This is a genomic window from Legionella rubrilucens, assembly GCF_001468125.1.
Classification (GTDB): Bacteria; Pseudomonadota; Gammaproteobacteria; order Legionellales; family Legionellaceae; genus Legionella_C; species Legionella_C rubrilucens.
Window position 1 is genome coordinate 1 of record NZ_LNYT01000007.1, and the last position, 22,832, is coordinate 22,832.

Sequence of the window (22,832 nt, forward strand, 5' to 3'; positions counted from 1 at the left end):
GTTGTTCTCATCATATTTGTCAGCACTATCCAGTGCCGACAGATTATATGCTATGACTAATTACACAAAATTATTTACAGATCCCCCAGCTGTAAACTCCAGTGAGAAAAAGGATATCTCTATCCCTTCATTTAAATATAACCCTATTCCAAATATAAAAGATTTATTGTGATCGCTTGGCTTTACGCTAGAAGAACAGTTTTTTTATTAATAGACAGAAACAATTGTTTGTCCCTTACGCCCCACCTTCAAATGTTAGGGTGGGGATGCATTTAATCCTTTATTTATGTGGGCTTCCCACTTGTCCCCTGTATTTTTTATATGTATGCAAATAAACTATTATTTTGTTTAGGAAATGATAGTTTGATTTCCCCGTTTGCAAGCAAACAGGCTACTCGCTGTTTTTATTAATAAACAGAAACAATTGTTTGTCCCTTACGCCCCACCTTCAAATGTAAGGGTGGGGACGCATTTAATCCTTTATTTATGTGGGCTCCCCACTTGTCCCGTTTGTCCCCTGTATTTTTTATATGTATGCAAATAAACTATTATTTTGTTTAGGAATGATAGTTTGATTTCCCTGTTTGCAAGCAAACATGGAAATCGCTTAAATATTTATTAAGTGTTGCAATAAATGAACTGTTAATAAAAATATTGATGGTTAAGGGTAATATATGAATAACTCAGATAGTTTTAGTGAGGCATGGCTTCCTCAGCCAGAATGTAGGCTTTTAAAGCAAATGTATGGTATCGCTGGTGATGGTCTTCAGTATCTATATTACAAAAGGTGGTTTAATGAGAATGAACAGTACATTCAACAGATAGACTCTGGATGGTATACATACACTGTAAATGGTTATTATGACTTATCTTTGCGCAATTGGTGTATGTTATTTGGAACTTATGAAGAACCAACCCATTATCATAAATTATTGGATTACATGGGTATTAAAAGTAATTTGCAAACAATATACTTGGGTGAGGAAATTGACAAGAATAAGCTTCGAGAGAAACTGTTAGAATCAATGACCATATCTTTTGAAGATTTCTGCGCCTATCACAAGTGTGTAGTGGACTATAGAAATAAATATTTATCCCATAGAGAGCATCATCCAAATCAGATTAAAGATGGTGATTTAACTTACCCCCGTTTAGATATTGCGAGGCAATCACTCCTTTCAATATTTTTTATATTAATTCAGATATTAAGAGAATACCCAAACACGAGTACTAAAGATAATAAATATTTCTGTGGATATAAGAATTTTAATTCGATAGATGCAATTGAAGAATATTCTACAAAAATCTATCCTGAAAAATTGCTTTGTATAAAAAAGTAAATGCTTGTACTCAGCAAGCCCGGATGACGTTAAACGAAATCCGGGATGTTCGAAGCCCAATATCCCAGATTACGGCTGCGCCTGAACCCGGGCTAAGCTTGTTAAACCAAGTTTTATTTCATTAAGCTATCCATAAATTTCGTATCATACATTGTACATTCTCGAAGATTAAAGTCGTAAAAATACCCCATCATTTTCAAAAATTCATTCCATCTTGAACAGGCCTCATCTGAGGTGATTTCTATTTTCTTTAAGAAATTTTTGAAAAAAACAGAGTTTTTTATTAAGTAGTGGAATGCTGTGTTTTTATATTTCCTATTTGCAATTATAAATGAGGGAGGGATGACGGGATTGTTGAAAATTTCATCTTTATTTGAGGTTAAAGTTTTATTCGATAATGACTGGAAATAAAAAAGTATATTCATAGTCATTTGAAAATTTACTAATGCTTGCATCCAATCTTCTTCAGTTTTAAATAATAGCTTTAACCAAGACCAATTTGAGTAGGATGAAAGCATAAAATTAAACGATTTTGTATAATCTCTTCCTAGAGATTTAATAAATCCAGTAACTGATGGTACATTGTATAAATATTCGTAATGAATAGAGGGTTGCCTGATAGGTATTTTTTGCTTAAATATTGAGGAGACCTCATGCAATCGTCCATTATAAATCAATAAGGCGCCATATACGTGGTGGTAAACGAATGCTAATAATTCGGGTACTGTTCTTAAAATTTCATAGTTATTTTGTATCCACCAATCATCCATTGATAATAAGTCTATAAGCAATCCTTCTTGGTTTTGAAAATTTTTACTTCTCGAAATTACCCCACCTAATGCAACTAGAAATAGAGGTGAAGCAGTATCGACAAAATGCTTCATTATATCCGGAAGATCTTTATCTGTACTTTTTGGAATAATTTCGATTGTTTTTTCTTTAACGTCATTCATGCTTTTAAAAACATATTCCTTTATTTCTTTAAACAATAAATTAAAATTTTGATAGTCCTCTCTATCAGCAAAATATTTAGCTGTATTTAATATACGCTTATCGTCTTTAATAAGCTTATTTATGTTAATATCATCAACAACTTGGATTTCTAATTTTTCATCTTTTAACTTATTTCTACCAAGAGGTGGCTTTGGTTTTTTAGGTTGTTGATGGATAACTCGTGCAATTTCTTCAACAAGTTCGGTGGTTGTAATATTCGGTTGTTTTATGATGGCTTTTCTAGTTGTCATAAGGAAGTCAGGGCAACTTTCTTCAAAACTATGTCCTTCATTAATCAAAACAGGAATTACTTTATCAGATAATATGTTTTTATATAAATCATCAGTGATTATTGAACTTTCATAACCAACTCCCCCTTTTCCTTCATTGGCCTTAGTTTTATATGTAGGCGACAGTATTGCAATAATACGATCTGCTTGCCGACAGCCTTGCATAAATATAGTCAGTAGCCCTCCTGTTGGGTTATCTTCTTCATAAAAGTCTCCAATAACATCTATTCCATATTCTTGAATTAAAATATCGGCTATATTGCGAACTTCTTCAATATGAGAGCTAGATTCATGTGAGTATGATATGAACACCCTGGGTGTGGTCTTCTCATTCATTTTTTTCCTTAGATGATTTTTTAGGCTTTGCCTTAGATTTTAACGAAGCTAACTCCAGCCGACGTTTTTCTTTTTCATCTGGTATGATATACAAATGATTGAGAACTTCTTTAATTACCTCAATAAGAAAACGAATTGTCGGGCCATCAAAATCTTCCCAGTCGTTTTCATGCAATTCTTGACTGGTCAATATATGTATTGCTTTTAACTCATCTAAAAGTTTAGGCTCAATATCCTTATGCTTTTGTTTTAAAAGATCTACTCTAAAATCATGAGAGTGAAAATCACCCGTATCATTAATTTCAGGTATTCCTTCATGTTGTAATAGTTTATAAATAGCTTTTCGTAAGCCTGCCGAAGATCCAGTAATTAGATTATTTTTTAGAGAGTTATAGGATTCACTTAAAGGTTTCCTGATTGATACTGGTACACGTTCATCTATGGTAAAAAATGATGAGGGTTCATTATAATAAAATAAATCATCTAGTTCGGATATTGGTTTATACTCTTTGTTACTTATCTCAACGTAATTTTTTTGTTTACCAACCTCACTTTCAATTTCAGCCATGGGGTTTCCGGATTCAGCGGATATTTTAAATGTATATCTTCCTTGGTAATGATGAACTAGTGCAATATTGTAATTGCTCAGATGAAATGAATCCTTTTTGCAGTCATCATCAGAGCATGTAACGACATAAAAGTAAGTCGTTTTAGTATTTGAGCTATTGAAAGAACCGTATTTAGTCACATAGTAACTTACATGTCTACGGTTACAGAACGGGCAGTTATATACCTTATCATTAATAAAGTACTTCATATCCTTATGTGACTGGTCATGTCTTGACATGATATCTTCCTTTATAATCTGTCTACATTGCGTCTACATGACTTTTTCTAATTTTCTAAAAACTACCGTAACTACTTGATTTCATTGGTGGGCCCACTAGGACTTGAACCTAGGACCAACGGATTATGAGTTATATGTGATTAACAAATGACCATCAATATCAACAAATAACAATAAATAAATCAAGAGGTTACTTTAAAAGAGTTGTTCTTGTCTATTGTAGGTTATCGCCATTTTTTATCTCTGAGTGCCCCACCAGTGTCCCATGAAAACTGCTGTAATCCATAGGTTTTTTATGATCAAATAAATGAAGGGTGACACTATACACGCGCCCGTCATGGGGTCTGGATTTATAGGGAATAGGGGGCATTAATATGGCTACGCTGTATTTCGATAAGAACTTTAACATTCGTATTTCATTATTGGCTAATTCTCCAAGGCTTCGAAGATCTGAAAGAGGAACATGTAATGCTAAAACCAGAAAAAATACTTTGTGTAAGGCTCCGCCTGTTTGGGACAACTTTAGTGATAGTGCTGTAAATGGGCGTTGTAAATTGCATGGTGGCCTGTCAACCGGACCTAAAACTGAGGCTGGTCGACAAGCAATTAGAGAAAGTAATCGAAGACGCAAATGGAGGCAGCTATAGTATTAAGCTTCAATTAAATTTTTATCTGATTTAGTAGAAAGTAATTCTTGGAGGCGATGTTCATTTTCAGACAACCATTTTGTTCCTGCTGATGTAAGTGAATAAGCGGGTTCATGAAAATTATTTGAACGTTCAATTAGCCTTTTTTCTATTAAACGCTCTATATTTAGGTTGAGTTTAAAATCTATAAAATTTAAGAAATCATTATCATTTACTGATTTTAAATTTTCTGAAAGAGTGCTTTTTTGCACGCCATAGCCTGATTCCAGTTGATTGGTCATGATGCTGATCAAAATATATATTTCAGGTTTTGATAAAAGCATCTCGTTTGAAAAACTCATGATATAACTCCTCTTAGTTGTTACTTATTTATCTTCTCCTTTTATGTTCTTATTGATTCCATATAGCACATAACTGTCGCGGCGAATTGGATTATATAGAGAAATACAAATTAATGCGACTTATTGGGTGTGGAACTTATAGGGTGCGATCGTTTTAACTTTTCAAATGAAAGAAAAACATCAAAACCTTATAAAAATTGGCGATAGAATCAGAGAGCTCAGAAAAGCCAAAGGCTTCTCACAAGAGGGGATTGCCGATGCTGCTGCTATGGGACGTACTTATATGGGGCGGGTTGAGAGAGGCGAGCAAAATATTTCCATCCAAAATTTAATCCAGATCGCATTTGCATTAAATGTGAGTGTAGGGGAGCTTATCCCCCCATTAAATGAGCTTCAAAATCCTGCGCATAGTGGCTCTGCTAACTAAGCTTAGCTAATAATAATCACTCTAAAAATCCCTACCCAACAACTGTCTTAGCGAATTTGTGTTTTGTCTATACTTAATCTACAAAGTGTGAGCTGTAACTTAAGTAGATAAGGACATCTCAAAATGAAAAAGATTATAAAGACATTAATGTCTATCCTGTTACTTCAATCGAGCTGGGCAGTATATAGTTTATCCGCTAGTGAGAATCTTGGGATTTGGAGGAATACTCCATCGCCTATACAAGAAAGTCTTTGTGAAGCAATGATAGACAAAATAAATGATCCTGGATTAACGTCAAGTGCACTTTGTAATTGTATTTCTGAAACTGCGGGTAACGGAGGATTAGATAATTTAAAGATTGCTGAGATTGCAGCAAGTTGTGCAATTCTAATTAGAGAGTCACAGTAGTTCAGTTATTTAGAATTTAGTTTCCTACCTAATATTTTCCTAATTTAAATGTCTATAATTAATAAAAAAGGATTATTTATCATGAGGATGAAGGCATGTTATTAAGACGGGAAATTGCAGAGTCCTTAGATCCAGCCTTAAGGATATCACCGGGTTTATCCGTCCTTAATAAAGCAATCACTATCATTATTATTCTCTCACTATTACTAGCAATTATTGAAACCGAACGTTCAATTTATCAAGGCCATGAATGGTTGTTCTTATCTTCGGAGTGGATTTTTACAATTGTTTTTGCCATTGAATATGTAGCGCGAGTCTGGGTAAGTATAGAAAATCCAAAATATTCAAATCGTCTTGTCTATATGTTAACTCCAGCAGCAATTTTAGATCTTTTAACCGTTTTATTAATTTTACTCACTACCTTAGGTACTGAAGGATTTATTCTAAGATTAGCCAGGTTGCTTCGTGTTTTAAGGATTGCAAAATTAGGACGATATACAGTTGCTATGCAGAACATTGGACATGCTATTTATTCAAGACGATTTGAATTAATTATTAGTTTTGCTATTGGAGTTTTTGCTTTAATTTTGTCTTCTTCAATATTGTATATTGTTGAGGGAGGAGTACAACCTGAAAACTTTGGGAGCATACCCAGAGCGATGTGGTGGTCAATAGCAACATTAACAACTGTTGGGTACGGTGATGTTTATCCAATAACTCCTCTAGGTAAGTTATTTGGTGCAATTACAGCTATTACGGGTATTGGATTAATTGCAATGCCTACGGGGATATTGGCAGCTTCTTTTAGCGATGCAATACAAAATATTAGGAAAAATCATCAGGAGGAAGAATAGTGGCACTTCGTTTTCAAAGACGAATTACTTTAATACCCGGTGTTAGGTTAAATATTGGTAAGAAAGGCGGCAGTTTATCTTTTGGTCCAAGAGGGGCTTCTATTAATGTCGGGAAAAATGGGCTTTTTGCAAATATTGGTTTACCCGGGACTGGTTTATCAATTAGAAATCGTCTTGATTCAAATAATAAACAATCTTCATCTTTAGGCTCAGATACACCTGAATCTATTAAAGTTGTACTTAGAGTAGATGATCTTGGAACATTATTATTTGAGACTGACGCAGGATTAACTTTACCACTAAATTTGGTAAAAAGATTAAAAGCCGAACAGCCAGAAATTGTTTATCAGGCTTTAAAACAAGGTGCTGAGCAAATTAATAAAAATCTTGATGAATTAATGAGCCTTCATTATACAACGCCATCTCCATACCAGACCAAACTAATTTATCCAAGACTTACGCTTCCTTATCCCAAAAAACCTGTCACTAAGACAGTTAGTTTTTGGCATAAGTTATTGGGAAAAGCATCGATTATTGAACAGGAAAATAATCAAAAACTATCTTTTTATGAGCAGGCTATAGCACACTGGGATAAAATACAAAAAGAAGAAGATGAGGCTGAAAATTATTTTAATACAATAATTGAGCAAGCGGTGGGTGGAGATTTACAGGCAATGGAAAAGGTTCTTGCTTATACCCTAAGTGATCTTAAGTGGGCTAAAGATACACAGGTATCTTATGATTTTAAAGACCAATCAACACTTTATTTAGATGTAGATTTACCTGATCTGATAGACATGCCTAAAAAATATGCGGAGATACCTTCTAGAGGATATAAATTACTAATTAAGGAAAGGTCAGAAACCCAATCAAGGAAAGATTTTTGTCATTTGGTTCATGCTATTTTATTTAGGATAACAGGAGAAATATTTGCAGCCTTACCAGCCTTAAAAAAAATTATTTTATCGGGTTATGTTCAGCAAAATAATGCTGCAACTGGAGTAATTGAAGATATGTATATTATTTCAGTAGAAATTGAGCTGAGTAAATGGGTCGAAATTAACTTTAATCAATTAAGTACTGTCAACCCTGTTAGTGCATTGGAACGATTCAATATTAGAAAAAATATGGATAGAGTGAGCAACTTTTGTCAGATCGAACCCCTTTGAAATTAGTTACGTCTAAATAACCAAGGGGGAGTCGGATTTTCATCAGCCCAGAGTCCCAATTTTTGGTTTTTTGCAGTTTTTTGTAAGTCGTAAAGGCTTTTGTCTGTAACATATTTGTCATACACCCAAGCCATACCCGTTTTAATTTGTTCGGCATTTGCATCAATAGCATTACAGTTAACTCTTCCTAAAGTACGCCCATATTTATCCTTGCCTATTGAATAGATGATAGCGTGTTTCCGAAAGCAAAGAGCAGCAAGTGCTTGCCTTGAGACTTTTCCATAGGCTTGATTTTTTTCAGGAGCGTCAATTTCAGAAAGTCTTATTTTTATTTGTTTATTTTCATTAGTTAAGATGGTGAGAGTATCACCATCTGAGATTTTAATTACTTCACCAGAGATAATTTTTGCAAAAACAACTGTTGGAAATAGGAATGCAATCAGAAGGTAATTGCCGATATTTAATTTTCGCACAATTTTGCCCTATACCTTTTAAGTTGAATTATCTAGCCAATTTGGAATATTCAACTATCCTAACAGGCTTTTTATCTGGGTTACATAGGTATTGTAATGAAGCAGGATGAAACCAAAATCCCAAAGCACCTTCCCAATCGCCATTACGTTGTTTATTGCAATACAATCTACAGTCTGAGGAATTAACAGTGTTTAGTTGGATTTCATTTAATTTCGCACCACTTGACTGTTTCTTGATCAATTCTTCCTTACCCTTATTTCTCCAAATACTAAAACAATTATCAGCCAAGTCTGCGATTGCTCCTGTTCCTTTTATATCTAATTTTCCCGGCACTTTTGATTCGTCCTCTGTTTTCCTCGGGTGTACAACTAGATGAATTTGACAATTATGTTGATTTTTAAAATCACAGAGCTGCTCAATAATAGCTTTCTGTAATTTATAATCGTCCTCAACAATATCTAATTTCATCAGTGAATCAATAACAAAAACATCTATGCCATAGCGTTGGCGAGCATATTGAAAAACCTCTAATAACCGCTTCGATTTTGCTGTACCAACTAGATCAAATAGCCAGAGTTTGTCTTCAAACCATTCATGAATCGCATGAATATATTCAATGGATGGTTCAGCTAGAGCACTGGCTTGTCGGGTTAGGCGCATCAATAGACGTTTGGGTTTCATTTCTAAACTGGCAATGCAAACACGAGCTCCTTGTTTCATCATATGAAGGATAACTTGGCCTAAAAGTTGGCTTTTCCCATGCCCATTAATTCCTGTCCAAATGGAAAGTTCATCAGGACGGAACAGAATTTTACCGTTTGTTTTTTCCCAAGGAGCATCATATCCAATATGAACTCCAGGAGATGGGTAAAACTCGCCAATTACTTGATTAACAAATTCACTAGCAGATTTTAACTCTTCTGGATCAAGTGTTTTCGCCTCAGCGAAACACTGATGAATAACATCTCGGGAAACATTAGATTGCAAGCATTCATTTGCATCGTTATACGGCAATGTAACAATTTGGCAACGATGACGTCCCAATCTATTAATCAATTCTACCGTAGCTTTGTAGCCCTCATCATCATTATCAAAACAGAGATATATCTGATCAAAAATAGCTAGTCGGTCAAACTCATATTCAATCCAACGTTGTTTATCCCCACTCCCACCACCAAATGGCACAGAGAGGGCAGGTAAGCCATATTGATATAGGGACATCGCATCAATTTCTCCTTCACAAATAATTACTGTACGAGCATTAGTTGGTATCTGATTCCAGCCAAATAAACAAGGCTCACAATTTACTTCAACAGAAATTTGTTTTTTATCGTTCACTCTGCGTAATTTAAGGTATTTTATTAATATAAGTTCTGCACTACGCCAGTAAGGAAAAACAACCTCGCCATATCGCTCGCCAATTTTATAAGTTCTAAGGGTTTCAGCTGTAAGTTTTCTTTCATTTACCAAATAGTTCATAACAGGTGATGATAAAGTTAATTCACTTATATTATTTAATTTAGGTTTACTAAAGTTAGAAATCTTGTGACCATCAAACTTTTGCGGAAGCGATATACCCAGATAACGAGAGGCTTCTTTAATCGCGTTAGATAGTGTTAGCCCGCGCGTTAATGCCCATAAATCAAGTAAATCTCCTTTACTACCTTCTGCAAAGTCTGACCAAATACCAGCTTTTTCACCCTTAAGACGGACGCCAAGTGATTTTCCTGATTCTCCATGAAGGCTGCCAACACGCCATTCAGCGCCAGACTTTTTACCATTCGGCAGTAAATATCCAGCAATCTCTTCAGCCCGTTGCGCAAGTTGTTGTGAAATTTCTTTAGCCATTATCATGTCAAATTACCCCCGCCATTAAGTCATCTGTGCTTTGAACTCCATGCCATGTGCTATATTTCTTGGCATTATTAATAAAACGCTCAATATGATCCGCATCACGAAGAATGAGGCCAATATCGGCATACTTTTGGCCTTTATCATTTTCACCCATGTTGTATGGTGTGTTGGCACAGCCTACAATTGCTAATTTTACTTCTTCAACGCTATAGTTTTTTAAAGCTTTTTGAATGGTCTTTTTGCGCTTGCCGTCTAGTTTGGCATTAGGGGAGTTCATTACGTCTTGCCAATGGTGAAAAATATCTTGTGTGTTGGCTAACAAGCTAGAATCGGCAACATCCAGAGGTGAAGTTTTAACTTCACATATATTTGTTTCCTTTCCTATCCCTTCCTTTCCATTACATTCCGTAGTTGAGGACTCATCGAGGGATCCATTAGTAATCCCTGAAGGGTTGTCGATTACTCTTGGAATAGTCGTCGAAGTATCTTCGATTTTTTTCAGTTCTGATTGAGGTAATGGGTGGCGATAGGTAGGCTTTTCAATTCGCTGATGCTTTTTCCATCCTGTAATAAACCAATACCATTTATCTTCCACAACATATTCACGGATAAGTTTGTTTTTAACTAACTCATCAATACAGGATTTAATTGTATCAATAGTTAGGTTATCTGCAGGAAATACTTCTGCTTTAATAGACACGTAAGACTTTGGGTGAATGCCATTATCATCAGCGAAACTCCACATTCCTATGAAAAGTAATCTGGTAAGATGTGAGCAGCAAATCATCTGCTCACTAACCCAAAATTCTGGCTTAATAGTTCTTATGCGTGACATATCAATGGCCCCCCATTCTTGGTTTACTTCCCATATACACATACAATGCAATCCGATGTGTGATGCCATTTCTATCTGATTCACGTGTCCACAGAGTTAAAATTTCATGTTTAATCCGTAATTCTTTTATTCTGCCAGCAGGATGTGGGATTCCTAAGATATCTCGAATAAAAAATGTAGATAGTTGTTTTCCTGTTTTAAATTCAGTTAACATTCGATTGCGTTGATTCGAAAGGGAATTGAATCCAATTTTTTTTGTTTCATTTTGGCAGCCCAGATTTTCTGGGCTTTTCTTTTCGTCCATGCTCTACCCCTTCTTCTCTTGATTAGAAATCCAGTTAAAGAAGGCTGCTTCATTAATTAAAATTCTCCTACCATTCCTAATTAACACCCTCATTTTTTCTAAACCATTTGTTGAAGCATGGAAGATCAAGTGTCTTATGCCACCATGAGTAAATGCAGGATGTTTTTCACAAAATTGTTTAACTGTGAAAAGGGAAGGGATTTGTGTTAGATTGTCCATATATCCTCTCGTTAATTAAATAGGAACACAGGAGTTTGTGACCTTTCGAGAGAGATTGTGGGTGATTATTATATGGTTATTCTAGGTAATCTTGGGTAACCAAATGAAGGGTACCCAAGGCTAAAAAATGAGTTATCCAATTGATTTTAAATACTATTTATTGGGTAACCTTTTTTTTAAAAGAAAATCCACTTGGCTTAATGCTAGCAACTTCAGATAGTTTTTTTATTGCATGCTCAATATTTTGACTGGGCCGAATGACTTCATATTTACGTTGTATATATGATGCTATATTTCCAGTAGAAAAGTTTCTATTGGGGTTAGCTGCCACAAGCTCTTCTTCCTGAATATATCCATCAATCAAAGCTAATAGTTTCGGAGCTCTGCAAGCCTTGGTATTAAACCAGCCTTCATGAACAAGACGTTTTTCATCCATTGTAGTAAGCTGCTTTTTTAAAATTTCATTGTCTATGCTGTAATCACGATCGAAAGGTAAGATTTCATCAGGAATTTCGAATCTGGCTATATTTATCGCCCAGTCTACTAAGTAGCCAGTTCTCCACATCAATTCTCCCTCATGATTTTTTTTTGAGTGTAATTCGTAATCATTTTCATTAAAGAGGAGGGACTCTCGATTAATTATTTCTGCATAATTTAAAAGATTCTTGGCATTGCTTATTATCTTATCTATTAAATCGACACCATTGCTTGAATTATAAGTACGGTTAAAATTAGTAAATTGGCTTTGAACGATTTCATCTAGATAATAAAAATTTTTTCTAACTTCATTACTAGCAATATTGTGAATTGCTTCCTTTAATTCAATAAGTAAACTATTTAATGAACCATTATGGTATGGCTCAAATCCTGCCGCTAAGTAGGCAAATTCGGTGAGAGTAATATAACGCCTGTTGCTCCATGTAAGATAATCAACAGGATGGATGTGAGTAAAAATTTTTTTTAGTAACTCGTTATAGCCAGAGGATGAAAATTTTAATGGAAATTCAACTGTCATGTATTTTCACCAAATATTTTATTATTCATGTTCGCTACCACCTTGCCTGTATGAGCATCAGATAAATGAGCATAGCGTTTAACCATCTGTAGTGTTTTATGTCCAAGAACTTCTGCAATTTCTGCTAAGCTTGCTCCGTTCATTGCTAAATAGGAGGCACTACTATGTCGCAGGTCATGCCATCGAAAATCGTTAATTCCTGCACGTTTTACAGCATTTTCAAAAGGGGTGCGTAGATCGATAGGATTTGTAAATTTGTGATTAGGGAAAACATAATCACATTTTAGATGACGAATCTTTGATAATTGGATGATTAAATCTAAAGCAAGGCCCTGTAAATGTAGTACACGCCTCTCACCATTTTTAGTTTCGTGTAAAATTATGACCTGCCGATTCAAATCAATATCTTTCCATAGCAAGCCTAATAATTCCATTTTTCTAGCTCCAGTTGAAAGAGCTAGTACAACAGCCGTATATAAATATTGGCTGTCACTTTTTTTACACTCGTTTAGTAAGCAGGTTCGTTCATCATCAGACAAGAATCGAACTCGGCCTCGAGGTTCTTTAGGCTTTATAACTCGGCGCATAGGTGAATCATCAATCCATCCCCATTCTTTTACTGCAATGGAATAAGCATGCGATAGGGCAGCCATATAACGAACCACAGTGGAGGAAGAACGGAGTTTATTTCGGGAGGTGATACCTGCTGCTAATTTATCTCTTTTTTCTGCAATAATGGCGGGTGATATTTCCGCTAAACTGTATTGGCCAAGTTCATTTTTCCACCAATTTAAATGGAGGGTTGTATTTTTGCTATTTTTAGGTTTATGTGGAATGATTTCTTTAATATATCGATCAATCATTTCTGCAAGTGTTCTTCGTTTGGCTTCACTTGTTTTAAAGTGACGACCATCAAGGATAGCTGCTTCAGTTTGTTTAGCCCAATTTTGTGCGTCAGTTTTTCTTTGGAAGGTAGCTTGCTGAGTGGGGTACCCTTTTAATCTAATTTTGACTCGATACCTGGTTTTTCCCTTAGCGTTAACTCTTTCTTCGATGGTTGCCATAATACATAAAAATACACGTTAATTCACAACAGACTATAGCTCAGAAAAAACAACATGGGAATATTAATCCTACGATTTGAGTTCATATATATATGATAAAACTCAATATTTGATTTTATTTTATATATCTAGGGGCAATTATGGGGCACTGATTTAATGTTTGTTAGAAAAAACAAACTTATAGTTCAAATTTGTACCTCATGAGTTTAATGAATTGATAGGGTGGCGCAAATGCCTTAAGTAAGTTTACCTCTTAGGAGGTGACCGCCAGTAAGAGTGAACATAAATGGGATCGCTGTATAGCTTTCTCCAATGTTGCCTTACAAAAACGGTTTTTTTGCTGTATAGCATTAAAACTTCCTTTTTGTTATTTCGCTAGGACAAGCCTAGTTACTTGAGCTTAATTGCCCAGTTGTCATGCAATCTCTCAAAGTTGAAATAACATAAGGCGGAGCGCCACTGATTAATTATAGAACAATTTTGAGTCCTAATTTTCTAAATTAGACTAAAATTAGATAAAAAAGGACCAAAAATGACAAAAAATATTGTTTTAGGGAACGAACAGGATTCTCGCATTAAGCCATTTTTAAAATGGGCTGGCGGTAAGTTTCAGATAATAAATAAGATTAGGGCTAGTCTACCCAAAGGCTCTCGTTTGATTGAGCCATTTGTAGGTTCTGGAGCCGTATTTTTGAATATGGACTACAACAAATTTCTTCTTGCTGATATTAATGCTGATCTCATTAATTTATTTGAACATTTGAAGTCTGAAAAGCATGATTTTATTCATTTTTGTAAGCAATTTTTTTGTGATGAATTTAATAAAAAATCTACCTTCCTATCATGGCGTTTAGAGTTTAATTCAACTCAAGACAGTTACTTGAAGGCTGCATTATTTCTTTATCTTAATCGGCATGCATTTAATGGCCTAATGCGTTACAACAGTTCTGGGAAATTCAATACAGCTTTTGGAGACTATAGAAAGCCTTATTTTCCAGAAAATGAAATGTTAGCTTTCATTGAAAAAGCAGAAAAGGCAGAGTTTAAATGTGCTGATTATAGCTTGATTATGAATGAAGCTACTAAAGGAGATGTTGTTTATTGCGATCCCCCATATGTACCGTTATCTGCATCGGCCAATTTTACAAAATATCATTCGACTGCTTTTGGTCAAGAAGACCAGAGAAGATTAGTTGATCTAGCCAGAGAACTAGCCTCTAAAGGAGTTCCTGTCATTTTATCTAATCATGATACGGCTTTTACTCAAAATTTATATCAAGGTTCAAGCATCATCAGTTTTGAAGTGCAACGTAATATAAGCTGTAACGGCAACACTAGGGGTAGTGCGCGTGAAGTGCTTGCTTTATTTGATTAGGGGCAATGTCATGAAACAAGGCGGTTCATATGCAAATAGTAGCGGAAAGGTTCTTGAAGGATTAGTAGAGTTCACTTTAACAAAAAAGGGTTTCACTGTAATTCGTTATAAGGACTGGAAATTAAACCCTTCGAATTATGGTGGAGAGTTATTATTAAAAAATGTGCCATATGAAGGAATTTATAAACATGCTAGTAGTACCGAATTTGTCTTAATATCTAAGGCTTATAACCTAAATACTAGAATTGAATGTAAGTGGCAACAAGTTTCTGGGAGTGCTGATGAGAAACTACCTTATTTGTTTTTGAATTGTTCAGAAAAAATGGTTGAGCCCCATATTATTATTTTACTTGATGGGGGTGGTTCAAAGACTGGAGCAATAGGTTGGCTACGTGAGGCGTGTGAAAAATTTAATTTAAGCCAATCAAATGCTTCAAAGCGCCGAATAGACTTAATGGATATGACCGATTTTGTTAGATGGGCTAATACAGTTTTTAAATAATAAAGAGTTCTTGTTAGGTAAGGTTTTTTAAAAGTTTGTTATTGACAGGATGAAGAATGAAAATTAAAGAAAAGGATATAAAGCTCTTATGGTCTAGGACTGGTAATAAATGCGCAAAATGTAGATCTAATCTAACTCAGGATAGTAACGCTGTGAATCTCTCTTATACCTTGGGAGAACAAGCGCATATCGTTGGACAAAAATCTAATTCTCCAAGAGGTAATAGTCTTTTGGAAGAAACTGATCGAGATAGCTATCATAATTTGCTTATACTGTGCCCCAATTGTCACAGTGAAATTGATCGTAATATTGAAGATTGGCCAGTAGAAAAGCTTTTTTTGCTTAAATCGAAGCATGAGTTATGGGTAAATGAAACACTAAGTGAATCAGATGATAAAACCAAGCTTGCAAATCAACTTGCTGTGGGGAGTGTCATTGATGCTGCTGTTATATTGTGTAAATTGGAGGAATGGAGGAATTGGTCTAGCTATGCTCTTTCACCAGATCCTTCCTGGGACCGTGAATTTCCAAGTAACATTTATGAGTTTCGTGAAAAAGTAATAGCAGCAATATGGCCAGAAAATTTAGATGAAATTAAAAGGGCTGCTATTACATTCTCTATCTTAATACATGAGTCAATTGAAGTGTTTCTATTGCACAGTAGAATGCAAGGGGAAAGATTTATACCCATTAAGTTCTACAAAAGAGATGAATGGTATGAAGATTTTAATACTGTTTTAGAAAAATATAATAATTGGATTCATTCTTGCCACTTTTTAATTAGAGAGACATCAAAGGCGTTAAATTGGTTTGCAGATACTATACGTAGGGATATTAACCCAATGTTTTTTATCGAAAAAGGTAAATTTTTAATTGTGGATGGCCCTTGCATGGATATGAAATACCATACATCTTTATTGGAGTATGACGATGAAGAAAAACTTAATTTACCTAATAGTCTCTCTATGATGCTAAAAAAATTAAATGAAGATTTAATAAGATAATAATCATTTGGATTTTAATTGGCTCTTTCTCATTTAAGGGGGCACTTTAATCTAAGTTAGAGTAATCTAACTCCTTGATTTGACGATCAAAAGGGAGATTAAAGTGCCGAAGTATGATCTTATATTAAATTTACCTGGATTTTCCATAAGAAAAGTGAAAGGTTATCAGCCATTATGGCTAGAACTTTCATATAACAGACTTCCTCGTTGTGGTCACTGTAAAAGCAAAGCCGTTCGTAAAAAAGCTTCTTATATGCGAAAGGTTCATCATGAGTTAATAGGGCATAGAAGAAGTATTTTAAGTTTTAAAGCTTATAAATTGTATTGTCATTCATGTAAACGTTATGGTAATCAACAGTTTCCGGGTATTAATAAACATCAACGAGCCACATGGCGGTTACAAGCTGCTGTTTTTCATGAACATACAAGAGGTATTTGCCAAAAAGACTTAGCTGACCAATTTAAAAAAGGAAAGGCTACCATTGAGCGTTGGTACAGGAAACAATATCTGGAACAAAGTAGAGAGCTCAGCAATACTCCTTGTCCCAGAGTGCTCGGTATAGATGAACATTTTTTTAGTCGTAAGCAAGGATTTGCTACAACACTTTGTGATTTAAAGAAAAGAAAAATATTTGATATTGTTCAAGGACGAAGTGAAGCAGATTTATCTGCTTATTTAGTGGCTCTCCCTGGAAAAGAAAGAGTCAAAGTCGTGTGCATGGACTTAAGCAGTACCTATCGCTCTCTTGTTAAAAAATACTTTCCAAATGCAAAGATAGTAGCAGACCGATTCCATGTCATTCGTTTAATACAGCATCAATGTATGATGACCTATAGAGAGCTCTCTAATAAAGTAAAAAGTAATCGGGCTATATTGGCTATATTGCGCAAGAAGCCAGATAAATTAACTCCTCAACAGAAAATAAAAAGAGATGCTTTCTTAACAGAGAACCCTGCTATAGAGGCTATCTATCTCTTTCAAAACAAGCTCCATCAACTTTTAATGAATAAAATGCTCGATAAAAAACGTTGTCGAATGCTTATACCTCAGTTCCTGGAAATATTAGATGAATTGAAAACCAGCGCCTTTAAGACTTTAAAGAGCTTAGGTAAAACACTGGATGCCTGGAAAGATGAAGTCGCCTGCATGTGGCGCTTTAGTAAGTCCAATGGAATCACAGAAGGCTTTCATAGAAAAATGAAACTCATACAAAGAAGAGCTTATGGGTTTAGAAACTTTGAAAATTATAGAATAAGGGTTAGAGTACTGTGCTGTTGATGAGTGCCCCCGTAATTGGGAAAGACCCTTTTAATTCCAGAAGATTTTTTTATTTAAATCGAGAGTACATTATAGCCTTAAGGCTAAAGGATTAGAGCGTTTGTGTTGTCACTTGTTATCTGTGAGTGCCCCATCAGTGCCCCTCAGAGGTCTTTGATTTCTTGAAACTACGCGTAACTACTTGATTTTATTGGTGGGCCCACTAGGACTTGAACCTAGGACCAACGGATTATGAGCCATCAATCTCTATTTTAACTACTTGATTTTATTATAAATATTGCTGCGTAACAACCACTACAAATGGCGTATTATGGCGTACTGCGTCGTACTCAAACACGCAAATCTCACGCGAGGCTATTTTAGCTTCTGGTGAGGTAAATTATCAACTATTTATTAAAATGACTATTTGTGACGTAATATTGTGCTATAATAAAAATGACTATTTATGACGTTATGGTAATCAGTTATGAACCGTAAAAACCATTACAACAATACTTTTCGTGATGAATTAAGAAAAAAGATTGATCGCATCACCAGCCATGTATTTTCGCGGGATGATTTAATACAAGATCATTCTAATCAAGTTCAATTAAGATTAAATCGTGCATTGCGTACTTTTATAGACGAGGGCATTATCATTAAAATTGCCCACGGTTTATTTGCCAAAGCTGAGCCTATGAGTATCCCTGGTAGAAAGATACAAGCTGTACTAACAGAGCCCTTTGAAATAGTTGTAACAGAGGCGCTAGATAAATTAGGAATTAAATGGGAATTAGGAAGTGCTATCCGCGATTATAATGCGGGGAAAACTACCCAGGTGCCTGCTGTTTTTAGTGTTCGATTAAAAAGTCGATATCGTGGTTCTATTCATGCAGAGGGTAGGAAACTGATTTTTGAAGGTGATATCAATGCCAGGTGAATTAAACGAACAGCAAATTCGTCAAACTGCTATTATCTTAGGATTGCCTGCAGATTTTATTCGAAAAGACTATTTCGTCACCAAAGCAATTCGTTTATTACTTAGAATATCTAATGATTATTTTGAGTTGGTATTTCAAGGAGGTACTAGTCTTTCTAAAGGTTATGGAGTGATTAACAGACTCTCGGAGGATATCGATTTCCGAGTAATTTCTAAGCCTGCTTGTCTCAATTTAGGTAAAGATGCAAGACGACGAGAGCTGCGATTATTCCGGCGTGCTTTGGTTGAATCATTAGTCAATGCCGGCTTTAATGTTGAACCGCAGGATGTTAAGGTCTTTTATGAAGGACGATATATGAGTATTCGTGCTTCATTTGATGGTGCTCAAGGCATTGTATATTTAAAGCCCCATATTGCCATTGATTGTTTTCTTGGTACGTTGGAGTTAAATCCTGAAATTCGGAACATTTCCTCAATGGTTAAAGTAACTTTGGGCGATGCAGAGTGTGATCACCGGTATTTTCCAGTGCCCTGCGTTGCATTAGATGAAACTGCAGCGGAAAAATGGGTAGCATTGTCACGCCGAATCGTAGATGCAAATCAAACCGCGCGCGACTCAGATAAGCACTTGGTCAGGCATTTGTATGATCTTCATCAATTGCAGCAACAAAATTGCCTTACAGAAAATTATTACCTTGTACTGGAAAAGGTGTTAGAAAAAGAGCAGGAGATGTTTGGCTGTGAATCTTCTGATAGCGTATATGAGAAATCAATATCAGCATTACATTACCTTCGCTCAGATAAAAAGTGGGAAGAGCATTGGCGATTTTTTCTGGAGCAAATGGTTTATCAGTTAGAAAAACCTGGTTTTGAGCAAGCTATAGCAACGGTGGAAAAATTAAACTCAAGATAGCAATAAAAGCCCCAAAAAAAGGGGCTTAGTAATTATAAAAAACATGCGTTTGACCATCTGCTTCTACCGAAAAATAATCGTTTATAAATAGATCACGCGCAAAAGCTTCATAATCAAAATAAAATAGCAAATCCTCCGGTATTGTACTGCTGTAGCAGTCGTCAAAAAGCGCACGGGCGAAATCAACTTCATTATCATAAGCTCCGTGATAATTTTCCTCTAACATCATTTCTGCGTCTTCAATAGAGTAGTAGCTAAAAAGTTCAGCACCTAATTCCCCATGCTTCATAATGAAGGAGGCAAGCTCCGCAACATCATTGATGCTGTCATACTCACCAATTTGTGCACTACCAAATCCTTCAAAATCATGGATCGCAAATTCCTCTGCATCCTCAATGGGGCTTTTAGCCAACATTTCATGAATTTCATCATAAATGGTGTTTGCATCTTGAGTTGCATCAATCCATTCTCCGTGTAGTATGCCATTGTTATAAGCTGCAAGACATGCAACATAAATCTGAGGTGTATCCATTTTAAGACTCCTTGCAAAAGGAGTGCTACTCTCTAAGTAGAAATAAGCACTCCTACTTAGGGTTAAACTAAATTGAGTCGAGGATGTTGATCCTCTAAAAGAGAATGCAATTTTTTGCTTAGCCGTTTAATTTCCTCTATATCTTGTGCTGATAACTCATCGCGCAAGGTATGAAATTCATTAATACAACAAGCTAAATCAAAAAATACATATTCCTTTCTTGAGATAATAGAGCTCACATTTTCCATGATTTTCTCCAAAAATTGGGAAAACCACCCCATCAGGGAAGTTTCTCCCGGATGATTAAAAAATGAGTCATCCATACTCGATTACGACAAGTCTGGTTGATTCGCTTAATTTTTAAAGAACAGCCGTTCGCAAATGAACAATTGCGAATGGATAGACAGGTTTAAAACAAGAGGTTTTAATGTGGTTTCACCCTGGTGGGTGATCAGTGATCGAAACTGAGGTTCCCGACTTAACGTTCTGCCATAAGATTAGGGAATGATAGTGGCTCTTCACAAGACCGATTGCGGTTTCGCCAGGCTCTCACTGGCTCTTCAGTTGTGTTATACCTAGTACTTTAAACTATTATACCAAAAAATCAATCGAAACGTGTTTTATTTTTAAATTTAAAACACGGTTTGATTGATTTCAGGCGCAATAAATTCTAGTGATCGACAAACGAGAGTGTCCTAATTCAAGGCTAATCATCTGGCGTGCTTTTCTATCCATGGCTTTTTCAATTGGATTCATATCCTTGAATTTTTTCCCACCTTCAAATGGACATGGCATTCCCTGGCTTTGTGGATCAAATAATTTAGTGAGCTCTCGATATCGTCTCTGAGCATAGGCATGTCTTAAGCCATGCAATTTACTAACCCCCATGGCTTTCGCTTGTTCTTCATACTGACTTAAGTGCTGCTTATAGGTCCTATGGGATGGGATGAGCGATTCTCCTTTCCTTACCAATTGAGAAACCTTTGTTAACCATTGACGTTGTGCTTCATTTGTTATGTTTAGTGTTCTGCCTATGCCTCCTTTGGTCCAACTTGGCTTAATGATCAAGCTATCTCCATGGTGCGCTTCACTAATGGTGAATTTCATGGATTCTTCACGCCTTAAGCCAAAAAGCATTTGACCTTCAAGGGATAATCTAATGTAAGGATCGGTGCACCTGGATAGATCGATATGATGAATTGCTTTGTTGATTGAAGATACATAAGAGCGTTGACCGATGTTATAGGCACTATTTTCTGGCTTAATGAGCTTGGGATTATCCAATAGACAAGCTGTTTTGCGTAGTTTGGCCATATAGTTTTTAATTGTTCCAGTATTTTTCCCTTCAGATTTCCAGTGTTCTACTAACACGTAGATATGTTTTGCTTTTAATCCTTTTATATGGCCAATTTTATAGCCAAGCTCATGTAAATCTTTCACACATCGAAATAGCATGTGACGCATGTCTGATTGACTGGCATAGGAGTGGTTATATGCTTTTTTAACCAATTCATTGATTGAAAATTTTGCCGAACGCAATTTTGCATTACTCATGCAGATAACTCCAAAGCGTGCGTCTGGATTGCAGCCCCATTTCACGCATGATTGTTTGTTTCGCTAGGTAAGGGGACAAGATTTGACACAGTTCTGGATACATACTCTTGGCATAAAAACAGCGGTAGCTCCTTGATGATGACAAGCCTATTTTTTTTATTGCATGGCTGTACGCACCGCGTACAGAATGATATCCAAAAGTTAAAATCAAACTTTCTTCTTTGCATAGTGTTTGAAGTGTTTTATTGGCTTGAGCTTGCTTATCATTTCTAACAGGAATCCTCCTGTCGTGGCTATTTGTGGCAATATCTCTTGTAATCCAAAGTGAATTTTCCTGAATATGGATAGCAGGATTTAGACGCATTGCTTCACTAAGCGTTAATCCAAAATAAATCTGAAATTCGAGCACTATTTTTGCAATGGGATTTTTTAGTATTTCCAAATGATTATTTGGAAATAGGATTGTCTTGGAGCGAAGTTGAGCGCATTTAATTCCCAAATTCTGGTTGCTAATATTATCAATTGTATGGTCGATACTTTGAAAAAATCTACGAATGATGGTCATGTATTTCATGATGGTTTTGGGTTTGATCTCTTCTTTTTGCCAATGAGCAACAAGTCGCACCATATGATCATGAGTAACTGCATGCCATTTGGAGGGAACATGGCCAATATGATATAAATCACGAATCATTTTGTGTAATACAAAATGACGGTGTTTTTTCGCGCGGAATGACCCCGTGTGATTGTGTTTACAATACTGATCTACTTGTTGTCTGAGCTGACTTTTTCTCATCTGTAACCCTCTAAAACTATTTGCCCTGGTATTTTGTTTAGTGTTGGTAGAGCGGCCTGCAAGATTGCAGTACCAGGCGTAGTGCCTCAAGGCTCAGTTCAGGGGCAAATCAGTTTTAAACTACAAACTTCTATTGACCTGATTACATAGGTACTACTTTTTTATGAGGGTGATCTCCTTAGGTTTAATGGTTTTAAATACAACAAAGTCTCTACGAACTATTGTTGCGCACGGGGCAATACAGAGATGGTATTGTAAGGTTCAATTCTTAAAGAATTGTATTGCTTTTTATTACAATAGATTCTGCGAGGTGCAGATGGTGTTTTGTTCTCGACTTATCGTTCTGCCACAAGATTAGAGAATGAGAGTGGCTATTGCATAAGACCTGTTAAGGTTTCGCCGGAATCGCACCGGTCTCGTCAGTTATGCTTAATGTTACATTAGCAAAACGATTTGTGTTGGACAAGGGCTTTTAAATGATTATTTTGAGCAATCGCGTTGCACGCGCTTGCTCAATGATAAGTAGTAGATTGAATTTATT

General features: G+C 35.7%; 26 protein-coding genes. 12 read left to right on the top strand and 14 right to left on the bottom strand.

The genetic code is table 11. The annotated features are described in order from the left end of the window. Window positions 1–674: 674 nt before the first annotated feature. A complete protein-coding gene (locus Lrub_RS03590; RefSeq protein WP_058530843.1) occupies window positions 675–1,340 on the top strand; it encodes a hypothetical protein in 666 nt (221 codons plus the stop codon). A gap of 113 nt (window positions 1,341–1,453) precedes the next feature. Here Lrub_RS03590 and Lrub_RS03595 read toward each other — a convergent pair whose 3' ends face one another. Continuing rightward, window positions 1,454–2,959: an SEFIR domain-containing protein gene (locus tag Lrub_RS03595; RefSeq protein WP_058530844.1), complete on the bottom strand. Its 1,506-nt coding sequence runs from the start codon at window positions 2,957–2,959 to the stop codon at window positions 1,454–1,456. Continuing rightward, on the bottom strand, window positions 2,952–3,527 hold the full coding sequence (locus Lrub_RS03600; protein WP_133133997.1) for a hypothetical protein: 576 nt from the start codon (window positions 3,525–3,527) through the stop codon (window positions 2,952–2,954). The genes Lrub_RS03595 and Lrub_RS03600 overlap by 8 nt, the downstream gene beginning before the upstream one ends. A gap of 653 nt (window positions 3,528–4,180) precedes the next feature. Here Lrub_RS03600 and Lrub_RS15220 point away from each other — a divergent pair. After that, window positions 4,181–4,453 (top strand): HGGxSTG domain-containing protein, encoded by a 273-nt coding sequence (locus tag Lrub_RS15220; protein ID WP_412673931.1) that lies wholly within the window; start codon window positions 4,181–4,183, stop codon window positions 4,451–4,453. Between the two features lie 2 nt (window positions 4,454–4,455). Here the strand turns inward: Lrub_RS15220 and Lrub_RS03610 are convergent, their stop codons facing one another. Beyond that, on the bottom strand, window positions 4,456–4,794 hold the full coding sequence (locus Lrub_RS03610) for a hypothetical protein (protein WP_058530847.1): 339 nt from the start codon (window positions 4,792–4,794) through the stop codon (window positions 4,456–4,458). Between the two features lie 166 nt (window positions 4,795–4,960). Here Lrub_RS03610 and Lrub_RS03615 point away from each other — a divergent pair, with 166 nt between their 5' ends. The 4 genes from Lrub_RS03615 (at window position 4,961) to Lrub_RS03630 (ending at window position 7,652) form a co-directional block, all read left to right on the top strand. Next, complete coding sequence (locus Lrub_RS03615) at window positions 4,961–5,221, top strand: helix-turn-helix domain-containing protein (protein ID WP_058530848.1); 261 nt, start codon at window positions 4,961–4,963, stop codon at window positions 5,219–5,221. A 123-nt stretch (window positions 5,222–5,344) separates the two neighbouring features. After that, a complete protein-coding gene (locus Lrub_RS03620; protein WP_058530849.1) occupies window positions 5,345–5,629 on the top strand; it encodes a hypothetical protein in 285 nt (94 codons plus the stop codon). Window positions 5,630–5,724: 95 nt separating this feature from the next. Next, window positions 5,725–6,483, top strand: coding sequence for a potassium channel family protein (locus Lrub_RS03625; RefSeq protein ID WP_058530850.1), 759 nt, complete (start codon window positions 5,725–5,727; stop codon window positions 6,481–6,483). Continuing rightward, on the top strand, window positions 6,483–7,652 hold the full coding sequence (locus tag Lrub_RS03630) for a DUF4236 domain-containing protein (RefSeq protein ID WP_058530851.1): 1,170 nt from the start codon (window positions 6,483–6,485) through the stop codon (window positions 7,650–7,652). The genes Lrub_RS03625 and Lrub_RS03630 overlap by 1 nt, the downstream gene beginning before the upstream one ends. 2 nt (window positions 7,653–7,654) lie before the next feature. Here Lrub_RS03630 and Lrub_RS03635 read toward each other — a convergent pair whose 3' ends face one another. The 7 genes from Lrub_RS03635 to Lrub_RS03665 all read right to left on the bottom strand — a co-directional run bounded on the left by Lrub_RS03635 (window position 7,655) and on the right by Lrub_RS03665 (window position 13,417). Then, window positions 7,655–8,125, bottom strand: coding sequence for a thermonuclease family protein (locus Lrub_RS03635; protein WP_133133998.1), 471 nt, complete (start codon window positions 8,123–8,125; stop codon window positions 7,655–7,657). 28 nt (window positions 8,126–8,153) lie between these two features. Beyond that, entirely contained in the window at window positions 8,154–9,974 is a 1,821-nt protein-coding gene (locus Lrub_RS03640; RefSeq protein WP_237760744.1) for a toprim domain-containing protein, read from the bottom strand. A gap of 7 nt (window positions 9,975–9,981) precedes the next feature. Further along, the gene (locus tag Lrub_RS03645; protein ID WP_133133999.1) at window positions 9,982–10,680 is read right to left on the bottom strand and encodes a hypothetical protein; all 699 of its coding nucleotides are present in this window, start codon (window positions 10,678–10,680) and stop codon (window positions 9,982–9,984) included. 136 nt (window positions 10,681–10,816) lie between these two features. Then, window positions 10,817–11,119 (bottom strand): helix-turn-helix domain-containing protein, encoded by a 303-nt coding sequence (locus Lrub_RS03650; RefSeq protein WP_058530855.1) that lies wholly within the window; start codon window positions 11,117–11,119, stop codon window positions 10,817–10,819. A 3-nt stretch (window positions 11,120–11,122) separates the two neighbouring features. Beyond that, a complete protein-coding gene (locus Lrub_RS03655) occupies window positions 11,123–11,338 on the bottom strand; it encodes a hypothetical protein (protein WP_058530856.1) in 216 nt (71 codons plus the stop codon). A gap of 157 nt (window positions 11,339–11,495) precedes the next feature. Further along, window positions 11,496–12,353, bottom strand: coding sequence for a hypothetical protein (locus Lrub_RS03660; RefSeq protein ID WP_058530857.1), 858 nt, complete (start codon window positions 12,351–12,353; stop codon window positions 11,496–11,498). Then, window positions 12,350–13,417 carry a tyrosine-type recombinase/integrase gene (locus Lrub_RS03665; RefSeq protein WP_058530858.1) on the bottom strand — a complete coding sequence of 356 codons (1,068 nt, stop codon included), beginning with the start codon at window positions 13,415–13,417 and terminating at the stop codon, window positions 12,350–12,352. Before Lrub_RS03665 ends, Lrub_RS03660 begins: the two co-directional genes overlap by 4 nt. Window positions 13,418–13,949: 532 nt before the next feature. On the opposite strand from Lrub_RS03665, the gene Lrub_RS03670 reads away from it, so the two are divergent. From Lrub_RS03670 to Lrub_RS03695, 6 genes are all read left to right on the top strand, one after another. Next, window positions 13,950–14,792 carry a Dam family site-specific DNA-(adenine-N6)-methyltransferase gene (locus tag Lrub_RS03670; RefSeq protein ID WP_058530859.1) on the top strand — a complete coding sequence of 281 codons (843 nt, stop codon included), beginning with the start codon at window positions 13,950–13,952 and terminating at the stop codon, window positions 14,790–14,792. A 10-nt stretch (window positions 14,793–14,802) separates the two neighbouring features. Continuing rightward, window positions 14,803–15,294: a PD-(D/E)XK nuclease superfamily protein gene (locus Lrub_RS03675; RefSeq protein WP_058530860.1), complete on the top strand. Its 492-nt coding sequence runs from the start codon at window positions 14,803–14,805 to the stop codon at window positions 15,292–15,294. Window positions 15,295–15,350: 56 nt separating this feature from the next. Continuing rightward, complete coding sequence (locus Lrub_RS03680) at window positions 15,351–16,298, top strand: HNH endonuclease (protein WP_058530861.1); 948 nt, start codon at window positions 15,351–15,353, stop codon at window positions 16,296–16,298. Between the two features lie 103 nt (window positions 16,299–16,401). Then, window positions 16,402–17,577, top strand: coding sequence for an ISL3 family transposase (locus Lrub_RS03685; RefSeq protein ID WP_058530862.1), 1,176 nt, complete (start codon window positions 16,402–16,404; stop codon window positions 17,575–17,577). Between the two features lie 466 nt (window positions 17,578–18,043). Beyond that, a complete protein-coding gene (locus Lrub_RS03690; RefSeq protein WP_058530863.1) occupies window positions 18,044–18,496 on the top strand; it encodes a hypothetical protein in 453 nt (150 codons plus the stop codon). Further along, window positions 18,486–19,409 (top strand): nucleotidyl transferase AbiEii/AbiGii toxin family protein, encoded by a 924-nt coding sequence (locus Lrub_RS03695; RefSeq protein WP_058530864.1) that lies wholly within the window; start codon window positions 18,486–18,488, stop codon window positions 19,407–19,409. Before Lrub_RS03690 ends, Lrub_RS03695 begins: the two co-directional genes overlap by 11 nt. Window positions 19,410–19,434: 25 nt before the next feature. Here the strand turns inward: Lrub_RS03695 and Lrub_RS03700 are convergent, their stop codons facing one another. The 4 genes from Lrub_RS03700 to Lrub_RS03715 form a co-directional block, all read right to left on the bottom strand. Continuing rightward, window positions 19,435–19,941: an antirestriction protein ArdA gene (locus Lrub_RS03700; protein ID WP_058530865.1), complete on the bottom strand. Its 507-nt coding sequence runs from the start codon at window positions 19,939–19,941 to the stop codon at window positions 19,435–19,437. A gap of 62 nt (window positions 19,942–20,003) precedes the next feature. Next, window positions 20,004–20,264: a hypothetical protein gene (locus Lrub_RS03705; RefSeq protein ID WP_058530866.1), complete on the bottom strand. Its 261-nt coding sequence runs from the start codon at window positions 20,262–20,264 to the stop codon at window positions 20,004–20,006. 331 nt (window positions 20,265–20,595) lie between these two features. After that, a complete protein-coding gene (locus Lrub_RS03710; RefSeq protein WP_058530867.1) occupies window positions 20,596–21,495 on the bottom strand; it encodes a phage integrase N-terminal domain-containing protein in 900 nt (299 codons plus the stop codon). After that, a complete protein-coding gene (locus tag Lrub_RS03715) occupies window positions 21,488–22,291 on the bottom strand; it encodes a phage integrase N-terminal domain-containing protein (protein ID WP_058530868.1) in 804 nt (267 codons plus the stop codon). The genes Lrub_RS03710 and Lrub_RS03715 overlap by 8 nt, the downstream gene beginning before the upstream one ends. Window positions 22,292–22,832 lie beyond the last annotated feature (541 nt).